This is a genomic window from Leptolyngbya sp. FACHB-541 (assembly GCF_014695875.1).
In the GTDB taxonomy this organism is placed as follows: domain Bacteria; phylum Cyanobacteriota; class Cyanobacteriia; order Elainellales; family Elainellaceae; genus JAAUTN01.
This window is the reverse complement of sequence record NZ_JACJPC010000119.1, coordinates 49,622-74,556: the sequence shown is the minus strand read 5'-3', so window position 1 is coordinate 74,556 and position 24,935 is coordinate 49,622. Positions and strand designations below refer to the sequence as shown.

General features: G+C 47.4%; 24 protein-coding genes, 1 tRNA gene and 1 pseudogene. 6 read left to right on the top strand and 20 right to left on the bottom strand.

Annotation, left to right across the window (positions count from 1 at the left end):
* Nucleotides 1-27: 27 nt before the first annotated feature.
* Entirely contained in the window at nt 28-1,254 is a 1,227-nt protein-coding gene (locus tag H6G00_RS26445) for a saccharopine dehydrogenase NADP-binding domain-containing protein (protein WP_190799006.1), read from the bottom strand.
* A gap of 81 nt (nt 1,255-1,335) precedes the next feature.
* Between H6G00_RS26445 and H6G00_RS26440 the strand changes: the two genes are divergently transcribed.
* The gene (locus H6G00_RS26440) at nt 1,336-1,557 is read left to right on the top strand and encodes a hypothetical protein (protein WP_190645771.1); all 222 of its coding nucleotides are present in this window, start codon (nt 1,336-1,338) and stop codon (nt 1,555-1,557) included.
* Nucleotides 1,558-1,740: 183 nt separating this feature from the next.
* On the opposite strand, the gene H6G00_RS26435 is transcribed toward H6G00_RS26440, so the two are convergent.
* Together H6G00_RS26435 and H6G00_RS26430 are read right to left on the bottom strand one after the other, a co-directional pair.
* Nucleotides 1,741-2,052 carry a hypothetical protein gene (locus tag H6G00_RS26435; protein WP_190799005.1) on the bottom strand — a complete coding sequence of 104 codons (312 nt, stop codon included), beginning with the start codon at nt 2,050-2,052 and terminating at the stop codon, nt 1,741-1,743.
* Nucleotides 2,053-2,326: 274 nt separating this feature from the next.
* Nucleotides 2,327-2,662, bottom strand: a complete 336-nt coding sequence (locus H6G00_RS26430; RefSeq protein ID WP_190799004.1) for a DUF4870 domain-containing protein — start codon at nt 2,660-2,662, stop codon at nt 2,327-2,329.
* 437 nt (nt 2,663-3,099) lie between these two features.
* Here H6G00_RS26430 and H6G00_RS26425 point away from each other — a divergent pair, with 437 nt between their 5' ends.
* Nucleotides 3,100-3,528 (top strand): hypothetical protein, encoded by a 429-nt coding sequence (locus H6G00_RS26425; protein WP_190799003.1) that lies wholly within the window; start codon nt 3,100-3,102, stop codon nt 3,526-3,528.
* On the opposite strand, the gene H6G00_RS26420 is transcribed toward H6G00_RS26425, so the two are convergent.
* The 6 genes from H6G00_RS26420 to H6G00_RS26395 all read right to left on the bottom strand — a co-directional run bounded on the left by H6G00_RS26420 (nt 3,473) and on the right by H6G00_RS26395 (nt 9,205).
* Nucleotides 3,473-4,255 (bottom strand): Mut7-C RNAse domain-containing protein, encoded by a 783-nt coding sequence (locus tag H6G00_RS26420; protein ID WP_190799002.1) that lies wholly within the window; start codon nt 4,253-4,255, stop codon nt 3,473-3,475. The genes H6G00_RS26425 and H6G00_RS26420 overlap by 56 nt on opposite strands.
* A 48-nt stretch (nt 4,256-4,303) precedes the next feature.
* Nucleotides 4,304-6,106: a Rieske (2Fe-2S) protein gene (locus H6G00_RS26415; protein ID WP_190799001.1), complete on the bottom strand. Its 1,803-nt coding sequence runs from the start codon at nt 6,104-6,106 to the stop codon at nt 4,304-4,306.
* Between the two features lie 85 nt (nt 6,107-6,191).
* A complete protein-coding gene (locus tag H6G00_RS26410; RefSeq protein WP_190799000.1) occupies nt 6,192-6,401 on the bottom strand; it encodes an Lrp/AsnC ligand binding domain-containing protein in 210 nt (69 codons plus the stop codon).
* Nucleotides 6,402-6,447: 46 nt separating this feature from the next.
* Nucleotides 6,448-6,951 (bottom strand): MauE/DoxX family redox-associated membrane protein, encoded by a 504-nt coding sequence (locus tag H6G00_RS26405; RefSeq protein ID WP_190798999.1) that lies wholly within the window; start codon nt 6,949-6,951, stop codon nt 6,448-6,450.
* Nucleotides 6,952-7,046: 95 nt separating this feature from the next.
* Complete coding sequence (locus tag H6G00_RS26400) at nt 7,047-8,471, bottom strand: NAD(P)/FAD-dependent oxidoreductase (RefSeq protein ID WP_190798998.1); 1,425 nt, start codon at nt 8,469-8,471, stop codon at nt 7,047-7,049.
* 206 nt (nt 8,472-8,677) lie between these two features.
* On the bottom strand, nt 8,678-9,205 hold the full coding sequence (locus H6G00_RS26395; protein ID WP_190798997.1) for a DM13 domain-containing protein: 528 nt from the start codon (nt 9,203-9,205) through the stop codon (nt 8,678-8,680).
* 607 nt (nt 9,206-9,812) lie between these two features.
* Here H6G00_RS26395 and H6G00_RS26390 point away from each other — a divergent pair.
* The 3 genes and pseudogenes from H6G00_RS26390 (at nt 9,813) to H6G00_RS26380 (ending at nt 12,770) form a co-directional block, all read left to right on the top strand.
* Nucleotides 9,813-12,041: a glycosyltransferase gene (locus H6G00_RS26390; protein WP_347278229.1), complete on the top strand. Its 2,229-nt coding sequence runs from the start codon at nt 9,813-9,815 to the stop codon at nt 12,039-12,041.
* A 12-nt stretch (nt 12,042-12,053) separates the two neighbouring features.
* Nucleotides 12,054-12,200: pseudogene (locus H6G00_RS26385) on the top strand (dihydrolipoyl dehydrogenase); the annotation flags it as partial.
* Between the two features lie 60 nt (nt 12,201-12,260).
* Nucleotides 12,261-12,770 (top strand): DM13 domain-containing protein, encoded by a 510-nt coding sequence (locus tag H6G00_RS26380; RefSeq protein WP_190798996.1) that lies wholly within the window; start codon nt 12,261-12,263, stop codon nt 12,768-12,770.
* Between the two features lie 110 nt (nt 12,771-12,880).
* Here H6G00_RS26380 and H6G00_RS26375 read toward each other — a convergent pair whose 3' ends face one another.
* The 6 genes from H6G00_RS26375 to H6G00_RS26350 form a co-directional block, all read right to left on the bottom strand.
* Nucleotides 12,881-13,147: a hypothetical protein gene (locus H6G00_RS26375; RefSeq protein WP_190685033.1), complete on the bottom strand. Its 267-nt coding sequence runs from the start codon at nt 13,145-13,147 to the stop codon at nt 12,881-12,883.
* A 10-nt stretch (nt 13,148-13,157) separates the two neighbouring features.
* Nucleotides 13,158-14,591: an NB-ARC domain-containing protein gene (locus tag H6G00_RS26370; RefSeq protein WP_190798995.1), complete on the bottom strand. Its 1,434-nt coding sequence runs from the start codon at nt 14,589-14,591 to the stop codon at nt 13,158-13,160.
* Between the two features lie 151 nt (nt 14,592-14,742).
* Nucleotides 14,743-16,665 (bottom strand): CHASE2 domain-containing protein, encoded by a 1,923-nt coding sequence (locus H6G00_RS26365; RefSeq protein ID WP_190798994.1) that lies wholly within the window; start codon nt 16,663-16,665, stop codon nt 14,743-14,745.
* Nucleotide 16,666: 1 nt separating this feature from the next.
* Nucleotides 16,667-17,338: a response regulator transcription factor gene (locus H6G00_RS26360; RefSeq protein WP_190685024.1), complete on the bottom strand. Its 672-nt coding sequence runs from the start codon at nt 17,336-17,338 to the stop codon at nt 16,667-16,669.
* Nucleotides 17,339-17,553: 215 nt separating this feature from the next.
* Nucleotides 17,554-18,183, bottom strand: coding sequence for a response regulator transcription factor (locus tag H6G00_RS26355; protein ID WP_190798993.1), 630 nt, complete (start codon nt 18,181-18,183; stop codon nt 17,554-17,556).
* Nucleotides 18,180-19,574, bottom strand: a complete 1,395-nt coding sequence (locus tag H6G00_RS26350; RefSeq protein ID WP_190798992.1) for a GAF domain-containing sensor histidine kinase — start codon at nt 19,572-19,574, stop codon at nt 18,180-18,182. The genes H6G00_RS26355 and H6G00_RS26350 overlap by 4 nt, the downstream gene beginning before the upstream one ends.
* Nucleotides 19,575-19,900: 326 nt before the next feature.
* Here H6G00_RS26350 and H6G00_RS26345 point away from each other — a divergent pair, with 326 nt between their 5' ends.
* Entirely contained in the window at nt 19,901-20,620 is a 720-nt protein-coding gene (locus tag H6G00_RS26345) for a response regulator transcription factor (RefSeq protein ID WP_190645788.1), read from the top strand.
* Nucleotides 20,621-21,007: 387 nt separating this feature from the next.
* On the opposite strand, the gene H6G00_RS26340 is transcribed toward H6G00_RS26345, so the two are convergent.
* The 5 genes from H6G00_RS26340 to glgB form a co-directional block, all read right to left on the bottom strand.
* Nucleotides 21,008-21,313, bottom strand: a complete 306-nt coding sequence (locus tag H6G00_RS26340; RefSeq protein ID WP_190798991.1) for an SDR family NAD(P)-dependent oxidoreductase — start codon at nt 21,311-21,313, stop codon at nt 21,008-21,010.
* The gene (locus tag H6G00_RS26335; RefSeq protein ID WP_190798990.1) at nt 21,288-21,470 is read right to left on the bottom strand and encodes a hypothetical protein; all 183 of its coding nucleotides are present in this window, start codon (nt 21,468-21,470) and stop codon (nt 21,288-21,290) included. The genes H6G00_RS26340 and H6G00_RS26335 overlap by 26 nt, the downstream gene beginning before the upstream one ends.
* The gene (locus H6G00_RS26330; protein ID WP_190798989.1) at nt 21,467-21,775 is read right to left on the bottom strand and encodes a hypothetical protein; all 309 of its coding nucleotides are present in this window, start codon (nt 21,773-21,775) and stop codon (nt 21,467-21,469) included. Before H6G00_RS26330 ends, H6G00_RS26335 begins: the two co-directional genes overlap by 4 nt.
* A 300-nt stretch (nt 21,776-22,075) precedes the next feature.
* Nucleotides 22,076-22,148 (bottom strand) — tRNA-Thr (locus H6G00_RS26325).
* 230 nt (nt 22,149-22,378) lie between these two features.
* The gene (gene glgB / locus H6G00_RS26320; RefSeq protein ID WP_190798988.1) at nt 22,379-24,670 is read right to left on the bottom strand and encodes a 1,4-alpha-glucan branching enzyme; all 2,292 of its coding nucleotides are present in this window, start codon (nt 24,668-24,670) and stop codon (nt 22,379-22,381) included.
* Nucleotides 24,671-24,935: the final 265 nt, after the last annotated feature.

The window sequence follows — 24,935 nt, the reverse complement described above, 5'->3', positions numbered from 1 at the left end:
AGCAACTGGCGAAGCAATCATCAGCAACTAGGACAATGGACTCACAGCTACGGTCATTCCAGCGCGACGTAACCGTTCTGCCAAAACATCACCTAGCCCGGTTGCTGGAGTGAGAACTCCTCCCCGCATCCGACCACCTGGTAGTTCATCGGGTTGGAGCGCCAGACTCAATGCCGATTCACAAACAAACTTGACCGTCGCTCGATTTCCAGGATCGCCCTGATCTTGAATCAGTCCTCGCACCTTACGTCCATCTAGGGCAGTGCCCACCAATTCACAAGAGAACCAGCCCTCATTCATCGTTTGCTCAGAAGGTCCGCTACCGGGTTGAGGCAAAATAGGTTGCAGGAGCGATCGCATCTGTGGCTGTTGCAAACCTGCCACAAACAGAGCGAGTCCCGCAGTTACACCAGTTGCCTTCAGCCACGATAGGGGTTCGTCAAACTTGAGATATTCCTGATAGCTGAAGTCGGGACCATAGGGTTCTTGCCATTCCTGGTACAGTGCACCACTGCGGCGGACAACACGAGTATTCACAAGTCCCATGAAAAAGGGAGCAACCCAGGTATTAAGGTCTGCATCAAAGGATGGTGTTTGTGGGTCACGGTTGCGATCAATTTCGGCTTGAGTATGAGATGTGGAGGGGGACAGCAGGAAGGGGTCACTCATCTGAGTTGCCCCTGGTGAATCAAAGAGATTAAACGCCGATGCTAATGTGCCACCGTTAAAGCTACCAACTGCTTGAAAATAGGCATTCACCTGTTTGCAAGGCACACCCAACTCTCGTCGCAGGTGACGAACGACGAGGTAAGTGCCGAGATCAGATGGGACAGAATCAAAGCCACAGCAGGGAATGATGCGTGTGCCATCGGCTGCTGCCTGAGTCTGATAGCGATCGATTAGCGTTTTGATCCAAGGCGTTTCTCCAGTAATGTCTACGTAATGAGTTCTAAACCGAACGCAAGCAGCAACAAGGGCATTGCCATAGAGAGCAAAGGGTCCGGCAGTGGTGAGCAGTACTCGCGTTTGAGAGGCGATCGCATCAATCGCCTGCTGATCTTGACTGTCAGCAACTAGCACATCCACCCCTACGCCAACCTGATCTCGAACAGCCTCTAATTTCTGGCGGTTTCGTCCAGCGATCGCCCATCGCACCTGTTCAGCAGAGGCATGACGGGCAAAGTACTGCACGGTCTGCTTCCCAACAAAACCTGTGGCACCGTAAAGGACTACATCATAAACACGATCAGACATGGAGGTGCTCCTGGTAGCTATACCTGCAACTTTAACTTTGAAGGTTTTTAAAGAGATTTTGGGAGACCATTAGAAGTAACTTTGGGGACTGTCGAAGCGACCTTAGAGGGGTGTGAAACGACTCTGGAGGCATTTGAAGTGGCTTCAGGGGTATTTGAAGTGACTTCAGAAGCATTTGAAATAACTTCAGAGGCGTTTGGAGTGATTTTAGAGGCATCTGCATCAACTTCAGAGGTATTTGAAGCGGCTTTGAAAGCATTTGCCTTAGCTTCGGAGGCATTTGAAGTCATCTTGGAAGCCTGAGTTATACCAATTCTTCAAATTTGGACTATACATAGATACTCTTGTAGGGGCATTTCGCGAAACGCCCCTACCCAATCTGTTGCTCTACTTTAGGGACTTGGTATTAAAGGAGGAATTTACGGAGGAAAAAGCGATCGCCGTTAAAGCTTTCATCAAATTACAAAGATCTACACCCTACGAGGGCTAGTGTGTGTCTGCGATCGCCACATAGCGCAGCAAGATTCGCAAGACTTCTCCGGGGTTGAGCGTCAGCCTGAGTTCTGACTCAGCCGGGGGGATTTCTGGACTCCATAAGCCTGCTTCGGCGTAGTGCAGGTTGTGTAACTGGTGAATTGTGTTTTGCACGAGCGGGGGTGAACCGATTAGCAAATGGCGAATTGGCTCACGGTTGGGGTAGCGCAGGGGCAAGGGCTGTAGCTGTGGCGTGGAAACAGGTACAGGAGTCTGTTGCAGCAGGATAGGTGCTGCAGTGTGGGTGATTAAGTTGGAGGTCATGGGTTTTCCTTGGGATGAAACGACGGGGAGGAAAACCCAAAAATTTAGCCGCCCCAAACGTCATGACAAACTGGAGCGGCTGAAAATAGGGATAAAATACCTTCAGCCCTCAGACTGCCTCAATCAGTCGAAAGGGTTAGCTGTCGGAAGTTGGTGTCAACAACTTTCGGCAGCGCAACTAAATTTTTGGGTCTGCAACTTGAAAGAACTCATTCTGTTGAAGTCGCATTGCAGAATTAAATCTTATCGGAATAGGGTTAGTCAAGTAGAAAAGTTACAGCACTCGCAAAATAAACGGGTAGCGATAGGGTCGGTCTAGCTGGGTCAGTGCGTGAACTGTAGCAATGATCGGCATCAGCCAGCTAACAAACACCGTTAAGAACAACAGTGGCAAGCCAATTCCAATGAAGGACAACAGTAAAAAAAGGAAGATATAGACAACAATATTGATGAAAAAGTTAAGTGCTTCTCTAGCATTTTGCTGCACAATTGGGTCATCAGAGAGAACCAAGACCGCAATCGGAACTAACAGCGGCAAAACCGCAACATTGAAGAGCAAAACCCCGTGGCTGACGGCAGACAACAGCTTGCGTTTTTCTAAATTAGTCATGGCTCGATTCATCACCCGTTAAGCTGATCACATAAATTTAACCAAGCGCTCCGCACATCGCGGTGTCCCTAAAAGCTGTTTTTCGAGCGCTTTGCACTTGCAAAACTAAACTGTCAAATCTATGTGGGTTGATTAATGCTGTGACTTTACCCTTCAAGTGTAGCCAACAGATTGAGAGGCGTCAGATCAGCAATGCCCCAATCGTCAAAGACCTACACTAATACCACCGTCCGTAGAGTAGCGGCATCGGTAGGGGCGAAGCGTTCGGTCGCAATCCCTGCCACTAAGGCACAATTCTTTTGCCGAATGCTTCGCCCGTACACCCAATAGTGCTTCTTAACGAAACGGCTTTATAAACTGCCGTATTCTGCACGCAACCGGATTTTCTAACCTTCATCGAAACTATATTCTAGGTATCATCCCCAGTGGGAGACGGAGTGAAACAACCGCCTATGCCTCCTCGCTCACGTCACAAACGTAATCCAAATGCAGTTAACCTCACCTGGTCAAAAGACACAGAGCTAATCGGGCTGACCCTACAACTACAGCCACTCCAGGACAGTTCACTCTACCCGCAATATACGATTGGGCGGCACTCCTGGTTTCTCGATCAGGTCCGTCAGGCTGACCCCGACCTATCTGCCTATATGCACGACGGCGAATCTGAGAAACCTTTCACCATCTCCGGTCTGCAAGGACTCTCCTCTACCTCTAGCCGCTCACATTCGCTGAGTGCCAACCAGACATATGATTGGACAATTACTGCACTCTCCCAAACCGTCGTACAGTGGCTATGGTATGTCAGTGGTTTTAGGAGTTTTGTCTGTCAGCCAGGTCTACGACTGAAGCCATCGCTTGACCCTTGACCTGATCAATCAAAGACTGAATGCGATCATAGTGAGCACCCTGCCAGTAGACCTGATCACAGTTCTGGCATTGGGTGAAATCGTCATAGTAAAGGCGGGTGTAGTAGGGAATTTGGTGCTGGATATCAGCTTTATCCACCCAGATTACTTCACCATTGCAACGAGGACAGCGATGGAGTAGGGCGATCGCAGAATACAGCCTAAACCGCGCTAACACCTCCACTATCTGCTCCTCTGGATTGTGTGAACGAACCGCATACCCATAAGTAACAATGCTTCGCTTCAGCAGCCCCCGGTCTTGAGTCAGGAGAATGCGCTGTTCCTGGCTAGAAGTTTGGGCTAGTTCATCATCATTGTAGTCATTGCGGTAAAGAGTATCAAAGCCTAACAACCGTAAATAGGTTGCTAGCTTGCCCAAATGCACATCCACCACAAAGCGCATCGGCGATAACGGTGGAGGCTGCACCTGGGAGACGGGTGTGATATCCAACGTGGTGAACTGGGGATAGACGCTGATGCGATCGCCCTCCTGCACCAGATAGTCAAAACTAACCGATTCCCCATTCACGATAATCAGGTTAATTTCAGGATGAGGGACTCCCACCGCTTCGATCGCATCTTTGATAGAACCCCGGTCTTTGATATAACGCTCAAATTCCACCTGCCGACGGTGGGGTGGCAGGAAGTCATTCAGGCTGCTATAAAAGCGAAAAAAGGCATGGGGCATGTTATCGCTGGAGCGTGACGTTACGCTTATCAAATTGCGCTGATCAAATTAGTCCGCATCAACCTCTGATTCTGTATCCTCAAACAAGCGATCGCCCCGGTGTAATCGATATGCCATCTGATAAGTTTGCTCCTGCGATCGCATCGTGGGCGCATGAGCTGCCAGATATCGCGCCGCTGCCACCAATACAGGTACCCCTTCCACAGGATCGATGAGTTGAGAATACAGGCGAAATGCCGCTTCCATCGATTGCATCACATGAAAATCTCGATTCTCGCGCAACATTAGTTTTGCCAGCACGGTCATCAAAGCTTTAGGATTGCCACCGCTATAAAGATATTGCGCCACCAATCGTCCCGTTTCGTTGACCTGCTGTTGGCGATCGAGCAGGTCAGGCAATTTCTCCAATAAAGATTCAGGATTGGCAACAATATCTTTAGCATCCGGTAAGCGAGCAGGCGGCACATTGAGAAATCGGTTCAAATAAACGCTCATGGCTGCATCGAATACACCCCGAAGTAGCTCAACCGTTGAAACCCGACGAATTCCTTGCAGAACAGCATTCGCAAAGGTAAAGGGATGGTGGGCACTGTTCCAATCTCCATGATCATTATTCGTGTGAAATCGGGCGACGCGCAGAGCCGCCGCATAGGTGACGATTTGGGCTAACTGTTCCTCCGTACAGCCCGATCGCAATGCATCTAACAAACGATTGGCGATCGCCTGAGCATCCTCTCCCAATAACACTGAAAGGAATTCTGGAGGTTGAACCCACTCTCCTCGCTGAGATTTTCCAGTTTCTAGGACAGCAGGCAATTGCTCAAATGCCTCTTCTAGAATGGCTACCAAATCCACTGGATAGCGCCATGAACTGGCTTCTTCCATGCGCGTTGCATTGGCCAACCCTGCCACAAGACTTGCCAGAACAGGTTCAGCTTCTTGCCAATCGGTTGCTTCGCCGTGCTCCGAAGGGGTAACCGCATCTAATGCCTCTAATGCCTTATTGATAAAGTCCAGCACATGCCCCACATCCAAGTAGCGATGATCGGTTGCTGCTGCAAATAACATTTCGGCAATCTGAGTACGACTGATTCCAAGCTCTACTGCGGTCACCAAACACCGTTCAGCCGCCTCGCGATCGCGCTGGTCGATAAACTGACGAAACCAGGCTTTTAAGGTCACAAAATCTAAGTGAGTTGTGGGCAGGGGGTGTACTCGAAAATGAGGAGGAGACCCTGCACTGTCCCGCGCAACAGCAGAAAGTCCCTGATAGAGGGCACGGGAACGATCACTTTCATCGAGGTAGGGCAACAGATTCATCATGCAGGTGAGCATGGTTAGCCCCGTATCCCATCCGGTTTTGTTGTAGCGAGTGCCAAAGGACAGCCCGACCTGAAAGGGCTTAGTTGGCGCAATTCCCAAATCCAGTAATGCAATTACTGATTTTGCAATAACCAGTGAAATGCCTTGCTCTAGTCCATCCTGTAATCGTTGCTGATGATGAACTTTGAGGTTATCCAGGGGGGTAACATCTACCCAAATCTCCCCATCTCGAATCTGTACGGGAAACGATCGCACATCATCTGCCCAAGAATCAAACGTGCCGCCGCTTGCCAAGTCAAACCGAGCATAGTGCCACGGGCACGTGACAATCCCATCCTTACACACACTGCCATGTAGTGGAAAACCCATGTGGGGACAACGGTTATCGATCGCATAGACGCGATCGCCGCTGTAGAACAAGGCAATGGGTTGCTGGTTTAAACGGACGAGTAACTGTCCTTTTTCCTGAAGTTCTACCAGAGTTGCAGCACGAACAAGTGATTGAGGTCGGTCCGAAATAGATTTCATATTTATAAAGAATTAACTTTATAAATATCCTAAGCAAGTCCCCTTAGTTTGTAAAGACTTTCCTTTAGTTTCTTGACTGTCGCGATCAAGATTGGTTTTGAATTGCTTTGTCAGTCACCACGGTAGACAAAATGATGGAAACTTCGACCGCTCCCAGTTGGAGAAATCGCTCCATCATCCCTTCCAGGTGTTGCATGGAAGGGAGAACTGCTTTCAAGATGTAACATTCGTTGCCCACAACGCGATGGCAACCTGACAAGCTATCCGATTTTTGAAGGGGCTTAGCAATAATCAAGTCCCTTCAAAAATTTGATCATGAGGTAATAACAACGTTGAGCTACTTATCCTAACTCATTCATTCTGTTTTGCCGCTTAACGCGGTAGTGGTCATAAGCCGCACAAGTCCACGCTCCAATCAGCATAAACACATTTTTGTCCCAATTGCCCTGGTTATTAGGCAATAGTCCACCTGGTCCAATTAGACCAAAAGCCAGAATAAAGCTTAGGAGCATGAGCATCATGATGATGCCAGCCCAGCGCACCCAGCGGTTTACTACAAAGGCGGCTCCCACAATCATTTCGACTGCCGGAAGCAGATAGGCATAGGGCAAAGCAAGGAAAGCGGGCAAAGGTCCAACCCCTTGAAACCCCCAGCCCCAGAGAGCTAGCTTACTCTGTGTCACCGTTTCAAAGAAACCACCTGGAGTGCGAAAGTAGATGTAGTTGGCGATTCCTGAAAGGATAAAAAAGATGCCTAAGAGGACGCGCATGGTGGCGATCGCCGTGATCACCATGCTGCGTTCGTTCTTTAATCCAACTCGCTGGTCAAAAGTATCTTGAAGCATTTGAAATTTTCCTAAAGTATCGGTTTCCCCTGTAGAAGCGTTTCGCGAAATACCCCTACAAAATTCATCTATCTAGTTAGCAATGCCTGAAAACACTACTGGCTTTGCTGTAACTGATCTAACAACACAGGTAAACCCGTCGGTTGTAACACCTGACTAAATTGATTGGGCTGAATTGCTCGCCAAAACAATGCACTGCTACTGATTACCACCAGAACGGCCGCAATATCTCCCAACCGTTGCAATAGATGAAGGGAAGGTTGACTGGATAGGTTAGGTTGACTGTGACGGCTAAAAATTTCATCGGTGAGCCAATCTACCGTCGCCTTAAAGTTGTGAACAGGGGTTGGCAAAAGCTCTAAATAGGTGCCCTGACGAATCAAGTGCCCCGATCGCCCAGAGATGATAAAGCGATCGAATAAATTAGCAGCTGCCTCCCCTAATCCTAGTTTCATCAAGGTTCCTCGAAGGGTAACTTTGACGGGTTTAAGAGGTTTGTTTTGCACCATTGCCATCACATTGTGAGCAATTGTAGCCCCCTGCTGGTAAGCAACTTGCGCTGTTGCAGGTAGCATCATGTCCAGTGCCGCATTATCCCCACCTACAAACACCTCCGGAAAATCAGGTAGCTGCATGGTAGGCGTAATTCGCAGACGACCAGAGCGATCGCGCCGGTCAGCAGGAATGTCGAGTTGCTTGAGCAAAGGGTGAACGGCAGTTCCGGCTGTCCAGATAATTGTCGCCGCATCAAGCTGGTTCTCATATCCCTGCTGTTTGTATTGCAAACACTCTGGATGAATGGCGCTGACTGTTGCTTCTGTCACAAGTTGCACGGGAATGGTGCGCTTCTTCAACGCTTTTTCAGCTACTTCCCGCAAATGACTGTTAATGTCTCCTTTAAGAATTTCCTTACTACGATTGAGGATAAAAATTTGAATTTCTTCAGGGTTACCATTGAGCTTGCAATACCACTGGGGCAATAAGTCTGCTAAGGTAGCAGCCATTTCCACACCAGACGGACCTGCTCCGGCGATCGCCACCGTCAACAGGACGCGACGACGCTCTAGATCATCGGTTTGACTTGCCTGCTGGAGACACGCCCGCAAGTGCCGTCCCAGCGATAGTGCATCCTCACCCGTGCGAAATGCAAAGGTGTAGTCTTCTGCTCCAGGAATGCCAAAGTAGTTTGTTGTACTTCCCAATGCCAGCACAAGATGTCCATAACTATATTGCAATCCAGAGGCTAACTTAACCTGTCGCTGATGCAGATCAATCCCCTGAACCGTATCCTGCACAAACGTGATACCGTCACAATCTAGCAGTTTTGCGTAGCGAGGTTGAACCTGGCTATCGGACATTTCACCACTCAACAACTCATATAGGAGTGGCTTAAACACAAATCGGTCCGCTTGTTCGATCAAAACAATGGGTCGAGAGTGGCGGTGATGGCAAAGGTGTAATGCCGTCAGCAATCCAGTAAAACCACCACCTAAGATCACGGTTGGACTTAACGGATTCATGATCTCCCCATCTAACTAGAGAACTGGGAATCGGTTAGCAAAAGATACAACATACTTTGGGTGGAATAAAAACTGTAGGTTGGGTGAAGCGTAGCGTAACCCAAAACGGGCTTGGATTTTGTTGGGTTACGCTCTGTTCCACCCAACCTACGCCTTTTTGGAGTAGGAACTAGGAACCAGTGAACTGTTAGCAGTGTCAATTGAGGCTATTGAATGCTGGCGCTGCTTGAACCTCCGAGGACGGCATAGCCCATTGTTGCGTTAGCCGTGCGACACCAAATTGAGACGGATTTGAACTCTGATAGATTAACCGAATCTGGAATGGGATAGCGCTGTTCACCCGTGACACTTTGCAGCGCACCCAGGTTTACAAAGCTACCAAAGCTAGAGTAGCTACCTGGTGGAACTTCAGAAGTTTCTAGAACGACGTGTAGATCAGGAGCCATATCGGTTGTGCTGAAGGCGGAATCTAATACAACATATCTTTGTCCGTCTTCTTCAATGATTCGGGCTGTCCCCGTGGTGGGTGCCTCTGCTGCAACAAAAGTTCCAGCCAGGGCAACGACGGACTCACTTTGAGCAATTAAGCTTTCAGTTGCAGTGACCGATCCGAGGGTTCCATGAACAGGATTAGCAATGGTGGCAGCAGCGGTGGCAATTGAAAGTGCTGACGCTAAAACTGAAACCATGCCAAATTTCACAATTGAATGGCGCTTAATTGATTTGATCTTCATGCAGAAATCTCTCTTAGTTAGAATGTTTTTGGAATGATCTGTTGCTTGGGCGATCGGACTAATCGTTAGAATGCACGGCAGAACTGAGAGTTGCCTGAGTTAGCCCTGAGAGTTCTCAGAAAAGAGCGTCAACAGGAAGTTCCTTTTCCTTGTAGATACAAGCAGCCTTGAGGTAACGCAAGACTTGAACGAAGTATCTGTGCTTAAGTCAGCTCTGTGGAAAAAGATGGAATCGAAGTTAAGGAAAAACTTATTTAATAGACTCCCTGCATGAATCATTTTTTGAAGCGTGAATGGGGCAAACCGAAGCTCCAGTTCGCCCACGACTTCATCCAGTCTCATGTTTTTACTGGTTGCTTTGGCTAAATCGTAGGCTAAACGAGTGACTCTGTCGACGCATTTCTAAAAGCTGCTGTGTATACACAACGCTTTTTCTTTGTCACCTGTAATGCCATATAGCAAGTAAGTTTGCTCTTAAAGTTCTCCTTATCTTCAAGTGAAAGATAGACCTAAGCAATAGGAATATTTGACAGAATGCCTAGAAGCTCTGGGTAGATTGATGAATGTAGAACCTCACCATCCCATTTCTATTCTGCGTCGTTGGAGAATGTCATCTCCGCACTTTGCAACCCTGGTTATGTTGGGGATTGTGGTGTTGTCAGGCGCAATTACGGTTGCCTGGTTTGCTGGAGAGGGTACGATTAGCACGCTTTTTCAGCAGTTGGATCAGCTTCAGGCAAGCTCACCCATGTGGATTGAAGCGCCAATGATGGTTGGGAACTACCTGCTGTTTTGGACGGTAGCGCTGATGCTCGTCGTGATTGCTATCACCAAGATATCTCCACGACCGCGTACCTGGTCAAGAACAATTGTAGTAGGCATTCTGTTAATTCTGGCTATCCGCTATTTGCTGTGGCGATCGCTCTCCACCCTCAACCTCAGCACACCTCTAAATGGAGTATTCAGCATCGGCTTATTTTTAATGGAGCTGATGCTGCTGAGCGGCGGCATTATTCAACTCATGTTGTTATTGCGAACTAACGATCGCCGTCCTGAAGCCGATCGTCTTTCGCAAGCGGTGATCAATAAGACCTATTTACCGACTGTTGATATCTTAATTCCTACCTATAACGAACCTAGCTTTATCCTGCGGCGCACGATAATTGGCTGTCAAGCGTTGGACTATGAGGCAAAAACGATTTATTTGCTCGATGATACTCGACGACCGGAAGTGGAGGCATTGGCAACAGAGTTAGGCTGTGAATATCGGACGCGCCCCAACAATCGCCATGCTAAAGCTGGGAGTCTGAATTATGCGATCGCCCACACCCGCGGCGAACTCATCGTGATCTTTGACGCTGACTTTGTGCCCACCCGCAACTTTCTCACCCGCACGCTTGGCTTCTTTCAAGATCCTCAGGTGGCGCTGGTGCAAACTCCTCAAACCTTCTACAATCCTGACCCGATCGCCCGTAACCTTGGCTTAGAGAATACGCTTACGCCTGACGAAGAGGTGTTTTATCGCCAGATCCAGCCGATCCGGGATGGTGTGGGAGGTGTAATTTGTGCAGGAACATCCTTTGTGGTGCGGCGATCGGCATTAATCGCAACCGGATGCTTTGTCACGGAGTCGTTAAGTGAGGACTACTTTACCGGAATTCGATTAGCGGCAAGTGGCTATCGGGTTCTTTACTTGAATGAAAAGCTAAGTGCAGGCCTGGCGGCTGAAAATATTGCAGTTCAGGCACTCCAGCGAACCCGTTGGGCACAGGGAACGTTGCAAGCCTTTTTCATCAAATCCAACCCACTCACGATTCCAGGGTTAAATTTGTTGCAACGATTGGCACATCTGGAAGGACTGCTGCACTGGTTAACCAGTCCGGCACGGGTTGGGTTGTTGTTTGTGCCTCTAGCTTATGCCTTTCTGGGTGTGATTCCGGTTCGAGCCACAGGAGCAGACGTGCTGTATTTCTTCATTCCCTTCTACCTGGTGCATATTAGTACCTTCTCCTGGCTCAACTCACGATCGCGCTCCGCCGTGCTATCTGACGTTTATTCACTGGTGTTAGCGTTTCCGCTAGCAATTACCGTGTTTAAAGTCATGCTCAATCCCTTTGGCAAAGGTTTTAAGGTGACTCCCAAAGGAGGAGTAAGCGATTGCTTCTCCTTTAACTGGCAGCTAGCCTTTCCACTGATTGCCATGTTTTTGGTAACGGCAATCAGTTTGTGGATGAACCTGGGCACTTATCTGATCATGGGAACCTGGCAGCCCAGTATGCCCGTAGAAGTGGCGGAACAGCTGAAGGGGATCGGTTTAGGCTGGGTGTGGAGTGCTTACAATCTGCTGATGTTAAGCATTGCCCTGCTGATTTTGGTAGATGTGCCTCGCACTAGTCCCTATGAATGGTATAACTTGCGCCGCACCGCACGGATTCAAGTGGGTGAACAAATGCTTTGGGGATTCACCACTGCAATCTCAGAAATTGGAGCAGAGGTTGCATTAACTCAAACTAACCATTTAGCTATAAGTGAAGCAAAAACGTTACCTGTGCAAATAACTTTGATGGAAGAAGAATTAACCTTTCCGGGGCAAATTGCGCGGACTGATCTGAGCAATGAATATCCAATTGTGCAAGTTTCGTTTGAAGCTCTCACCCTGGATCAACAGCGAGGATTAGTAGAACTGTTATATTGCCGTCCGGGGCAGTGGAAGAGTCGCTGCTCTCCCGGAGAGTTAGAATCTCTGGGGTTGCTGCTTAAAATCCTGCTTAAACCGCGATTCCTATTTGACCGGCAGGCAAATGTTAGAGCGATCGCCGTTGCCCACGTTGATTGAGGTAAAAAATCTATGGAAACCGCAGATTTAATTGTGACTGGCAGTGGTCAGAGTGCAATTCTCCTCGCGGCTGACTTTGCTGAAGACGGACGAAAGGTTATCTTATTTGAACGCGATGCACTGGGTGGAAGCTGCGTTAACTACAGCTGTATGCCTTCTTGCCCCAATACGTAACCCAATCGCATTTTCAAACTCACGTTGTTTAAGAGGTTTTAACCAATGAAATTTGCTCCATTAAGTATCCTTGCCAGTTTTCTTATCTTATCTGTAGGCTGTGCTGAACAAGCTGTTGAACAGCCTGTGAGCGAGACGGCAAGTCCTTCTCCTAACGCAGAGGTTACGGCTTCGACGGATGCACCTGCCGCGTTGGAGGCTTCCACAAAATCTGGTACCTTTGTGCCCGGAGAAGCCCCAACCGAAGGAATGGTTCAAATTGTAACTGAAAATGGTGAACGTTATTTAGAGCTAGATGAATCCTTCAAAACCAGCGATCAAGGACCAGACCTATTTGTAATTCTGCATCGTTCTGATGATGTGTTGGCAACGACTGAGCCACCTGCTTATCCCTTACAAGAGGGGGATTATGTCATTCTGGCTCCGCTTGAGGAGTTTACTGGCGCTCAGCGCTACCTAATTCCTGAAGAGGTAAATCTAGACGATTACAAATCTGCTGCAATTTGGTGTCGCCAGTTTAACGCCACATTTGGGGTAGCTAAGTTTGAAGGTTAGAAACAGCGAGAATGAACTACCCCCGACGGACAGCCCTACAGCTTCACTGGAATTATTGTCGGGCAACAGGTGACATAGCTCCGGCTCATCGTACTGACTTTTAGCAGCAGTCACATCATCGTTTGATTGCTAAATTTCTGTTTTAGCAGAGCGCGAAAGTTTTTCTTCTTAACAGGTTCTTGCAAAACCTCTGAAAGCGATCGCCACAGTTCGGCACCTGCTTCTCGAATGTAACAATCGTCATAACCTGCTTCTTTGGCGATCGCCCTATATTCCCTACCGTTCCAAGAATGATGGAATACCAATGTTTTGACCGAGGTTAATGTCCCTGGTGGTAAAATCCGTTCTACAATTTCCAATGCTTCTTGGGAAGTCATAATTCAACCTCTAATTTTGATGGGATATGAGCTTGAGCTTTGGCTTCGATGAGAAGTTATCTTGCTGCTCAGGCAGGCACTCGTTGATATATATCTGCATCATTGGATTAAGACTGAAGTGAGCTCCCTGCCGCTGTAGCAACGATCGCCGATTGAGCGAATCTAGTCCCTCTAGCAAGTATGGTTGATTGCTCAATAGAGCAATATCCTTGCAGAACTGCGATATTGAGACTGGTGTCTGATGAAGAGCCAAATAACAAGCTAATTCTCGTTCTACTTCAGAGAGTCGATTGAACTGTTGGCTGAGTAGATCACGCAGATCGCCAAACAACAACTGCCCATGATTGAGATATCGAAGATAGTCAGAAATACGACCGTTGAAATAGTCTTGAATACAAACCACGACCACTTTTAACGCTAATGGATTTCCAGCAAACAGTTCAACAAGCGATCGCCACTCGTCTGTAGATCCAACTAGTTCACTGTGGTTGCCAAACATCTGTTGACATTCCAATAGTGATAAGCCGTTGAGTTGAAGCGATCGGATATAAGATTCTCGTTCAAGTCCAATCGCTCTTGGCTTTTCTCGGCTGGTGATGATTAAACAACTTTGGTGAGGAACTTCTGCAACAACTCGCAGCAATTCACCATAGGCTTCATATCCTGGGCGACAGTAGCCTGCATACTGCCTGCCACACAGAACTGCATCAAAGTGATCAAACACTAATAAACAGCGGTGTTTCTGGAGCTGTTCGATTAGCATCCCTTTCAATTCTTCAATATGAGTTGGTAGTTGGAAATTTTCCTCCGTTCGTTTACTCAGACACTGAAGAATGCTGGTCAAAACGGTCGGAATCGTCGGAATATGGTGAAGGCACCTCCAAATCACAAACTCAAACTCAGGCTGGGCTGCCTTCACTAGCATGGTTGCTAACGCCGTTTTTCCGACCCCTGCAATTCCTAAGACCTGCACGAATCGACAATGCTCAGTAATGACTGCTTGATTAAGCTGAGTGAACTCATGAACCCGCCCACAGAGGTGAGCTTCATCCACTGCTTCACTCCAATCCTGGTGCTTAACTGGAGAGACTACCTTTAAAGATGCTGTTGTGGATGCGTTCACAGATGGCTGAACTTCAGCAGATTGGTGACATAAACCTGCATGAGCATAATCCCCCTCCTCAAGCTGGATCTGTAATATCCGAAAAATGAGTTGGAGCGATCGCTTGTCTACTCCGTTTTCGCCGTTAAGAATCTTTCTAACCGTTATTGGGTGAATGCCTTCAGGTTCACTCAATTGGACTCGCTCTGCGATTGTCCGAGGGCTTTGCCGCAATCGAGTTTGAATTTCTAGCTGCTTAATTTGTTCCTGTAGCTTTTGCAAACCCACAGTAGTCAAGACAAAACCACGGTATCTTTGAGGGCTACGCAGAGTTTTTGCCATTACGGATCTACCCCAAGCATTTCTAACAATTGTCGTTATCATGACTTGTTCTTCTTAGAAGAAGATTAATTTAGAAACAAATTACTTTCCGATTTTGGAAAAGCAAAAAATTGCATTAAGAAGTTGGGATAATAAGTCTTTTCAAGTTAACCTATTGAACTCTTACCCAACCTTTTAACCAGTTCCTTTGCATGGGAAAAATGAGTTCACAAATTGTTCCTTTGGGGTGATGCGATCGCCTCTGAAATCGTCCTCCTAGTTCCCGAGCAATAACTTTTGCTTGTTTCGTTCCCTGGCCTTCGTGAACAGATGCAGAACCCAAACCATTATCAGTGACTCGCAATACGTAATTATTTCCCTCCCGAAGGCACATTACATCCAAACGAGTCGTACCTATTGCGTGCTTCCCCACGTTCCACAACGCTTCCTGCAGGAATAGGCATAATCCTCGTTTTTGTTTGACACTGAAATGATTACGCTTGAGAACTTCAAAATCGGGTGAAATATAGGTTTGAATTTCAGCGAAACCAGGAGCCTGTATCTCCAGGGTATAGTTGTAGACTTGATAAAGCAGTTCTGAAATTGGGGCTTGTAGATCTAGAATCAGGTTTCCTTTCAGATAAAGTCTGTCGCTGCGGGTTAACATCTCCTGCCGCATATGTTGAAAAATACTGCGTAGCTCCTCGTTCAGAGACTGTAATTGCTGCTGTAACTCTCCAGGTGAATTGCTCTCGTCCAAACTTCTGAGGACGACAGCCAAATGTTGTAATGGGCCATTGTGAATGGCTTCATACATCCGTTCAACTGCAACGCGACGATACTCCAGTTCAAACCGTAGGTTACGCTCTAGAAAAGCTGTAACCAATCCGGCTCCATTCAGTGCCAGTCCCGCTGGAACTAAAGGAATCCACCATCCAAGGATTAAGGCAAAAAAGCTAATACCGATCAGGATAGCTGTGGCGACCACAAGGCTTAATACGCTTCTCCACGGGGATTGCAACAGGATTTCTAACATAATTCCTAGCAATCCCCAAGAGGCAATCCACAGATACTCCCAAGCATCAGCCCAAACTCGAAGTTGGGGCTGTCGCGTGAGTGCTATGTTAATGATCTGGTTTGCGGCATGAGCCTGTACCTCTACGCCATAGATGAGTTGAGTTGCTGGAATTAGTCTACTAATCAGGCGAGACGATAACGTTTCTCTCAAAGCAGAGGTAAAAAACACATCTTTGACGCTGGGAGCAGTCATTCCAATAATCACAATGCGATTGCGAATCCACTCCGGTGCAAAGTTTTGTTGTAGAACATCGGTTAATGAGAGCGTTTGAAAGAGGCTCTGGGCGGCACAAAAATTAAACAGTGCTTGATGACCCATTGTTTTAGCCCGAATGTAACCTCCAGAGCTAGCTTGAAATTGACTCAGCTCAGATGCACCCAATTGAATTGATTTACTGGTGAAGTTTTCAGCTTGAAATGGAATATTTTGACTTGCAAGATACCTCTGCGCCAGCTGTAGTGCAAACGAATATTTCAGCATTCCTTGCTCAGTTTGACTTGCCAAAACCATTCGGCGTAATTTGCCATCTTCATCGACGCTAACATCAACAAAACCAATTCGCTCTGATGGCAGCATAGAGGGTGGCTTAATGTTTAAGCTTGGTTCTGGATTTAATGCCATCTCAACCCCAACTAGGTTTGAACTTTGAGCAAGCATCTGGGCAAGCGCGTCGTGCCCAGGCTGTACGGGCATATCTCGAAACAAACCTAGCCCAATCACAGCGGGGCTATAACGTTGTAGTGTCTTTAGCAAATCTACTAGTGTTTGATCGGGAATAGGGAAGCCTCCAACCCTATCGAGATCTGCTTCATCAATTCCCACAATCACAATGGAATGCTCCGCCGTTGAAGAGGGGCAGCGGCTTGATAGGGAATCGAATGCCATCCATTCTTGAATTTGTAATAGCCCAATCCAGCGAATTAGCAGCACAAGGACGATGATCAGTAGCCCTGGCAAAGCAACTTCACACCAAACGATTGCCTGTTGTCTAAACCGTTGCCAGAGCGCAATTAACACATCAACTGATTAAACCTACTTTTCGGGCTGCAATCTGAATCTGAATCCGTAAATCTTGATTAGGATGATCATAAACATTCAGAGCATCTTGAATTCTAAGCCAATAATTGCGAATGGTGCGATCGCTGATTCCCATCCGTTCTGCGATCGCTTTATCAGACAAGCCCTCTTGATATTTGAGCATTAGAACTTCCAGCCATCGTCGGTCGAACTCTGGGCGCGATCGCACCTCTGAAGGTAAATAAATTGAACCTCGTAAGGCTAAATCTACATACTTCAACATCTCTCGAACCGGCAGGGATTTATCCAATGCTACAAAGCCACCTTCATAAATATGAATAGCAGGTTTAAGCCGTAGCAAAGGTTTCACATTAACACTCAACACCATAAGGTTAGGTGCTGGATCAGTACGCATGAGTAACTCTAGAAGTTGAAGCCCAACTTCAGTACTGGGAACAGTAGCAGGAGAGGCAGGTAAACCGAGATCAACTACAACAAACTCTGGGCAACATCGTTTGATGCACTGTTTTGCTTCTTGCTGACTTTTTGCCGTTAAAATCTCAACCGTTGGATACTTTGTCTGAAGCGCAGGAACTGTGCCCTCCAAAATAGCTTCGTGGTCATCAATAACCAGAAATCGACGTAGTGTTGGATTGGCGCTGCTTGACTGCATAGACAGAATAAAGGGTTGCTGGTGAGATATGGGAACAAGGAATGTAAGTCACTAAGCAGCAGAACCTAGAGAGGCAATCGCCCCCGTCTCATTCTCATCTTGGTAGTCTACTCTAACTGGCAACTTTAAAGCATAAGATAACGGTGAACTTAAGCATTATTTCAAGACCTCAAAACAGATCAGCGCAATACCATCTTTGTTGAAGCGGGGTGTCCCTACAAATTTGCAATACCCCGCTTCAACGCCAGGAGTACAGCTTGAGTGCGATCGCTCACCCCTAATTTACTTAAGATATTGTTTACATGATATTTGACGGTGTTTTCTGCAATGTGCAAACTATCTGCAACATCTTGATTACTTTTGCCCTGTGCCATGAGTTGCAGCACTTCCCGTTCACGATCGCTCAACTGAGGATGGCTCAACCGTTCTGCGAGTTTTGCGCCGACTTCAGGTGGAATGTATTGTTTCCCCATATGAACCGTGCGAATTGCTTTGAGCAATTCATCGAGGGGAGCATCTTTAAGGATATAGCCCTTTGCCCCAGCTTGCAGTCCCCGATAGATATCTTCGTCAGTATCATAAGTTGTCAAAATGACAATGCGGGCATTAGGAGAATCTTGGCGAATCTTAGCAATTACCTCTACGCCGTTCATGTCGCCCAAACGTAAATCCATCAGGGTTACATCGGGTTGATGTTCACGAAATTGGGCGATCGCCTCAATGCCAGTGCTAGCTTCAGCTACCATTTCCATGCCTGATTCATACTTGACCATCAGCACTAAACCATTACGAACAATAGGATGGTCATCAACAATCAAAATCCGAATCGGCTTAGAGGGTATCATGGTGACTCCAAAGGTACTTGAATGCAAACATTAGTGCCTTGTTCCAGTTGGCTCTGAATGGTCAAATTGCCGTTAATGCGATCGGCTCGTTCAGACATACTAATAAGTCCAAAACCACCCGTATCATTAGGAAATAAGAAGCCACGCCCATTGTCTTGAATGCATAAACTGACCCATTCAGCCTCGTAGGTTAGCATCACTTGAAGTTGAGTCGCACAGGCATGTTTAAGCGTATTGGTGATAGCTTCTTGCCCGACCCGCAGCAAATTTTTACCAATTAGTGGAGAAAGTAGACGAGGGTCTCCTACAATCTGCATTTGAACTTGAATATCAGTCCCTTGAGTCATTTGTTCAACGTATTGGGAGAGCTTTGTAGCTAGGTCGGCAAATTCTTCTGCTGTTGGATGCAATGCCCAAACTGACTGCCGCGCTTTAGATAGGGCTGTATTCGCAAGTTCCATGACGCGGTCGAGAATTTGTGACACCTCATCTGGGCTATGTTGAGCGATGCGTTTCGCTACACCCAGTTGAATCGAAATCGCTGTGAAAGCTTGAGCCAGCGTGTCATGAATCTCGCCTGCCCAACGGTTACGTTCTTGGGCGATCGCTGCCCGTTGAGCCTCTTCTGCCAGTCGAGTTAGCTCTAGAGCCAGTACCGCTTGGTTAGCCAGAGCGTGAGCGAGTTCAGCCTCCTCTGGAGTAAAGTAGTGGCGATCGCCAAATCGCAGCACCAGGATTCCCCGCAGCTCGTCATCTAAAAACATAGGAACTTTCAACGCCGCTTTAATCTGCCGCTGTTTAAAGTAATCTCGATATTGCTCGTAGGCAGGTTGAGTCTCAAAATCTTCCTCGTAATCTGCGACAATCTCACGTTTTCGCAAGTGAGCCAATATATCTTGATTCCGAATTTTCTTAGCCACTTCCAGACTGCCACCGGGATGAGATGCCTCTGATCGCAGTCTAATCCTGTCATCTTCGTAGGAGACAAACAGGCGAAAGATGCCCTCCTCATAGCGCCAAAGCCCTGCTTCTGAAGCTGCAAACCGTTTAGTACAAACCGTTAACAGATGTCCTAAAAACTTTTCTAACTCTGGTTCTTCTGCCAATTTTCGCAGTGAAGCTTGCAGAACTTTGTTTGCTTCACTAAGTTCTACAACTCGCTTTTGTGCGGCTTGCTCTTGCTCGTGGATAGATTCCTCCCGCTGCCTGTATTCGAGCACCTCTGCTTGCAGTGCAGCATAGGCTGCTTCCAGATCTAAATTGTAGGGTGAGGTGAGCGATTGTGAGGAGGTGAGTTGCGATCGCAACATTGCATTCTCCGACTCTAGGGCAGCGATGCGTTCCTCAAGTTGAGCAATCTGTTTATCCTGTTCGGAGTGGGAGTTTGACACAGTTTTACAATAAACCTATTCACTTCTACTCCTACCTAACTGCCAATCTAGCCACAACCCTTCACTCGCCCATCGCAACCTAACAACTCAAAGACTAATCAAAAGTTGAGGGATCAACCCATCCTTAAGCGTGGGTCAAACTTGGCGTTTTGAAAGGGCCACAATAATCCTACAAGCGGGTGACATGTAGCATCTGACTTTGTAAGCTTTCAGGAACTAGATCAATCGTTGTAGCCCAGGTTATGTAGATATTATCTAAACCCTAACGTAATGAGAAATACAGCAAAAACTGGTACAGCTTGCTTCTAGAATGGAGTACAAGACGAATGCAACCCCGTCTCCCCAATGCTTTAAGCAGGGTAGAATTAACTCATATTTTGATAGTTGGGCAAGGTGCGACAGTAGATGCAATCAAAATAGAACTTTGTCGGCAAGGCTATCAGGTTGATACGCTCGATAGCGATAAATTGACACTCCTCACTCCTCACAAGATGCATTCCGACCTTGTGATTTTAGATGGACGGCACTCAACCCTAGTGAGTCTTGATATTTGTCGTTACTTGCGGCAGTTAAGCCAAGTACCGATTATTTTATTAGCTTCTACTTATGAGCTGATTGACTCTAACGCTGGGTTTGAGGCTGGAGTTGATGACTGCATCTATCATCCATTTGAGATTGAAGAACTATTAACCAGGATTCGAGTACGCTTGCGCTATGTCCATAAGGAAAAACCACCTATTTTACAGTTTGACAAGTTGACCTTGAATTGTCAGAAACGCGAAGTGCATTGGAGCGACCAAGAGATCAGATTAACGTCTAAAGAATTTGACTTACTCAAATATCTAATGGTTCGCTATCAGCAGGTCGTTCCTCGATATGAATTGATGGAGCATCTTTGGGGATCGAAGTACAATGTATCTTCTAACGTGGTTGAAGCTTACATTTGCCGATTACGTTTCAAGTTAGAACAATATAGTCAGGATCGTCTAATTCAAACTGTGTATGGAGTCGGGTACAGGCTGTATTACGGAAATTGTCAGGACTGAGTATCAAATATTGCCTCTTTTTCATAAAAGTATCTTTCCTCTCCTTTCCTTCGTTAAGTAGCAGCGTTGCTTTATCCCCTGATGACTCTGCTCAATCAGATTCCCTCTGCAATTTACCTCATGTTCAACCGCTTCTTCCAGTTCTTCCTCAATCGCTCTGAGATAGCAGGTGTTTTCATCGGTTGCTACTCGTTGCAGGGAGGTACTGTGCGACCTCATAGGCTTGAGCGAAGAATGCTTTTGTGGCTTCCATGTCTCGCTTCTCGCTCAATCCCACATCCACCAAGGCTCAAATTGAGTACCCAGTTCTGACAGAGTCTGTTAATCAGATGACTCACTGAGTAGCGATGGCTGACCTATTGAAGCATCCAACCCGCAAATTGTTTTTCAACAGCTTTCAACGGATCGACGATCGCAGAAAATACACTCGAGAAACCAGATTGGGATAGACATCATCAATTCCTGTCTCAATTGCCGCAAAGCGGCTTTAGCTACTTCGCTCGGAGCAATTTTTTCTGCAGGAACGGCTTCAGCCATTGCCGTATCCACTGGTCCAGGGAACACACCAATTACTTGCGTTCCCTGCTGTGCCAGTTCTGCGCAAATGCCTTGGGTTAAGGAGTGGAGCGCGGCTTTGGAAGCACTGTAGGAGCTAAATACAGGTGCATTAGCAACGGCTACCACTGACATCATATGACGATCGCACCGCCACCGTTGCGCTCTCAGACACAGGGTTGAGGCGGCTTAAGCCAGCATTGTAGAACCGACGTCGCCACAGCTTGTCGGCGGCTTTAGGGTCATCCTCGTGAATGCTGGTAGCAAAAATGTGGTCTTTGAATCGTTCAATCAATTCCCCGCATGTTGTTGCAGAAGAAGAGTTACTAGCTGCATCCAGGCAATCAGCCCATTCAAAGGTCTTCGCAGCCAATTTAGCGCTACCATCTTTGCCTCAGCCTCGGCTTGTTTAGGCCCTTGATGGCTAGCATATATGCCCAACGGAATCCTTTGCTGATGAGCCTTAGTTTTGATTGAGTCTGTTTTTGGCAGCAGCGTAGCTACCAGGCTAATGCGATCGCCCCGTAGCTGTAGGGCAACTCCCATTTTTGCTGCTTTCAATCTGGCATTGGCTTTTCGGACTTCCTCTTGAATGTTCATGTCCAATCGAAATAGAGACACAGAGACAACGTAGAGACGCAAATAGAGACAGGGTGTTTTTAGCCCAAAACCCAGTGATTACAATGGTTTAAAAGAATAAGAAGAAAATAGAGACAACTTTTTCTTTTCTGCTCCATTTCCTTTGATCCGTAGTTCTGAAGCTTAACGGATTACAATCAGAGCTCGGCTTAAGTTTGGCTTAAATTTAGGGCAGAAATTGAAAGAATTGGGTGCGATTTAGAAGATAGACATCCCTCCAAATCACACCCGAAACTCTTGACGCTTATGAATTTTGGCGAAAGCTGGTGACAAGACTCGAACTTGCGACCGGCTGATTACAAATCAGCTGCTCTACCAACTGAGCTACACCAGCAATATGACTAATATATCAAATTGGGCGATCGCCTTCCAACAAAATCGCCTTCCAATAAAAAAACCCAGCAGCCCCTTGCTGGGTTAGTTCAATCAACGTCACTTACAGTTATTAAGGTAACGGCAACCGATGGTCTATCGCCTCATTCCAACGGCTCACCTAGTTGGGTGATTTTCACCAATGTTGGATTTTGAGTTCCAAATTTGAGTAAACCGCTACAACTTCATCTTTTACCCTTGCGCTGCCGCCTCAGTCTTTGCCTTATCAAGCTTCAGCACTAGTACGCCTAACGGTGGCAAACACAGATCAATCGAGTAAGGGCGATTGTGGTAAGACCATTCCTCTGCCCACTTACCGCCCAAGTTGCCCATGTTGCTACCGCCATATTCCCGCGCGTCGCTGTTAAACAGCTCTGTATAGAAACCAGGTTGAGGCACACCGACCCGATAGTGGGAATGGGGCTGGGGGGTAAAATTGCAGACCGTAACCACAAAATCTTCAGAGTCCTTAGCTTTGCGAATGAAGGAAACGACGCTGTGGCGATTGTCGCTACAGTCGATCCATTCAAAGCCGTCAAAGCTAAAGTCATGCGTATACAGAGCTGGCTCGTCGCGATAAAGCTGATTGAGCTTGGTAATAAAATGCTTCAGCTTTTGATGCGGCTCGAACTGGAGCAAATGCCATTCCAGGTCGCCCCAGACATTCCACTCGCTCCACTGCCCAAACTCCATGCTCATAAACAGTGTCTTCTTACCCGGATGGGTAAACATGTAGGCATAGAGACAGCGCAAATTAGCAAATTTCTGCCATTCGTCACCTGGAATCTTGCCGATCATGTTGCTCTTGCCATGCACCACCTCATCGTGGGAGAGCGCCAGCATAAAGTTTTCGCTGAACGCATACATGATGCTGAAGGTGACATTGTTTTGATGGAACTGGCGGAACCACGGGTCCATGCTGAAGTAATCGAGCATGTCGTGCATCCAGCCCATATTCCACTTCAGGTTAAAGCCCAAGCCGCCAACGTAAGTGGGCCAGGAAACCATTGGCCAGGAGGTCGACTCCTCGGCGATCGAGAGCGCTCCAGGGAAATAGCTAAACAGAGTATGGTTGGTCTGGCGGAGGAAATCGGCTGCTTCAATATTTTCTCGTCCGCCGTACTGGTTCGGCAGCCATTCACCGGGTTCGCGGCAGTAGTCAAGGTAAAGCATGGAGGCAACCGCATCTACCCGAATGCCGTCAATGTGGTACTTGTCAAACCAGAACAGGGCATTGGCAACCAGGAAGTTACGCACCTCATGGCGGGCATAGTTGAAGACTAGCGTTCCCCATTCTTTGTGTTCACCTTTGCGGGGATCGGCGTGTTCGTATAGGTGGGTGCCGTCAAAGTTAGCCAATCCATGTCCGTCTTTAGGAAAGTGCCCGGGCACCCAGTCCACGATTACGCCAATGCCGTTTTGGTGGCACTGGTCAATAAAATACATCAGGTCTTCCGGACTGCCATAGCGCGAGGTGCAAGCATAGTAGCCCGTCACTTGATAGCCCCAGGAACCATCAAACGGATGTTCAGCGATTGGCAGTAGCTCGATGTGGGTAAAGCCCGTCTCCTTGACATAGGGGATCAGCCGATCTGCTAGCTCTCGGTAGGTCAGGAAGCGTGCTCCAGGCTTGAGTTCTGCCACAATGACGACGGGTTCGTCTTCGCCTGTGAGAGATTTGGCGGGTTCGGCGGCTGAAGCGTGTAGCCAAGAGCCAAGGTGAACTTCGTAAACTGAGATCGGCTGAGTCAGGGGGTCAGAGTGACGACGCTGTTCCATCCAATCGCGATCGCCCCATTCATACCGATCCAAATCCGCCACAATAGAAGCCGTCTTAGGACGCACTTCCTGCTGAAATCCATAAGGGTCAGACTTCTCGTAAATATGACCCGTCTCATTCTTAATCTCGTACTTATAGCAGTCACCAACTTTTAGCCCGGGCACAAACAGTTCCCAGATGCCGCTCGAACCTCGGCGCATCTGATGCTTACGACCATCCCAATAGTTGAAATCGCCCAAAACGGAGACGTTTCGCGCATTCGGTGCCCAGACTGCAAAATAAACGCCTTCAACCCCTTCAATTTCGGTCAGGTGAGCGCCTAACTTTTCATAAATTCGGTGGTGGTTGCCTTCGGCAAACAGGTGAATATCAAAGTCCGTTACCCGGGGCGATCGAAACGCATAAGGATCATAGATGACTCGCTCATGCTCCCCTTCCTTAACGCGAAGCTGATAATTAGCAAGTTCAGGGCGTTCTAAAGTGCATTCAAAAAAGTGCGGATGATGCACGGTCTGCATTGGGTACTCGGCCCTTTCTTCTGGCAATACCACCCATGCTGCGCTGGCACCAGGCAGATAAGCCCGCACCACCCAGACAGCTTTGCCGTTGTCCTGAATTCGGTGGGGACCTAAAACCTCAAACGGGTCTTGGTGCTGGTTCCAAACAATCCGTTCGATCTGCTCTGGAGCGACAGTCATCGACATGAAACTACCTACCTAAATCGAGTTGTTGAACAGAGGTTAAAGGGACTTCAAAAATAAAAGATTACTCTTTTGGGTTTAACTTAGCTGCTTACTAATACAGGAATAGGGAAACCCCCAGAACCTGCCACTACTGCTGATAAAACTAAATCCAGCCAGTCTTCACATCAGTCTAGGGATGCAATCCTGGCGGATGGGGTCAGTTAGATGTCATCCATCTAAGGAAAGGAGGAGAATATAAAGAATATGTAAGCATCTGTAATAAACC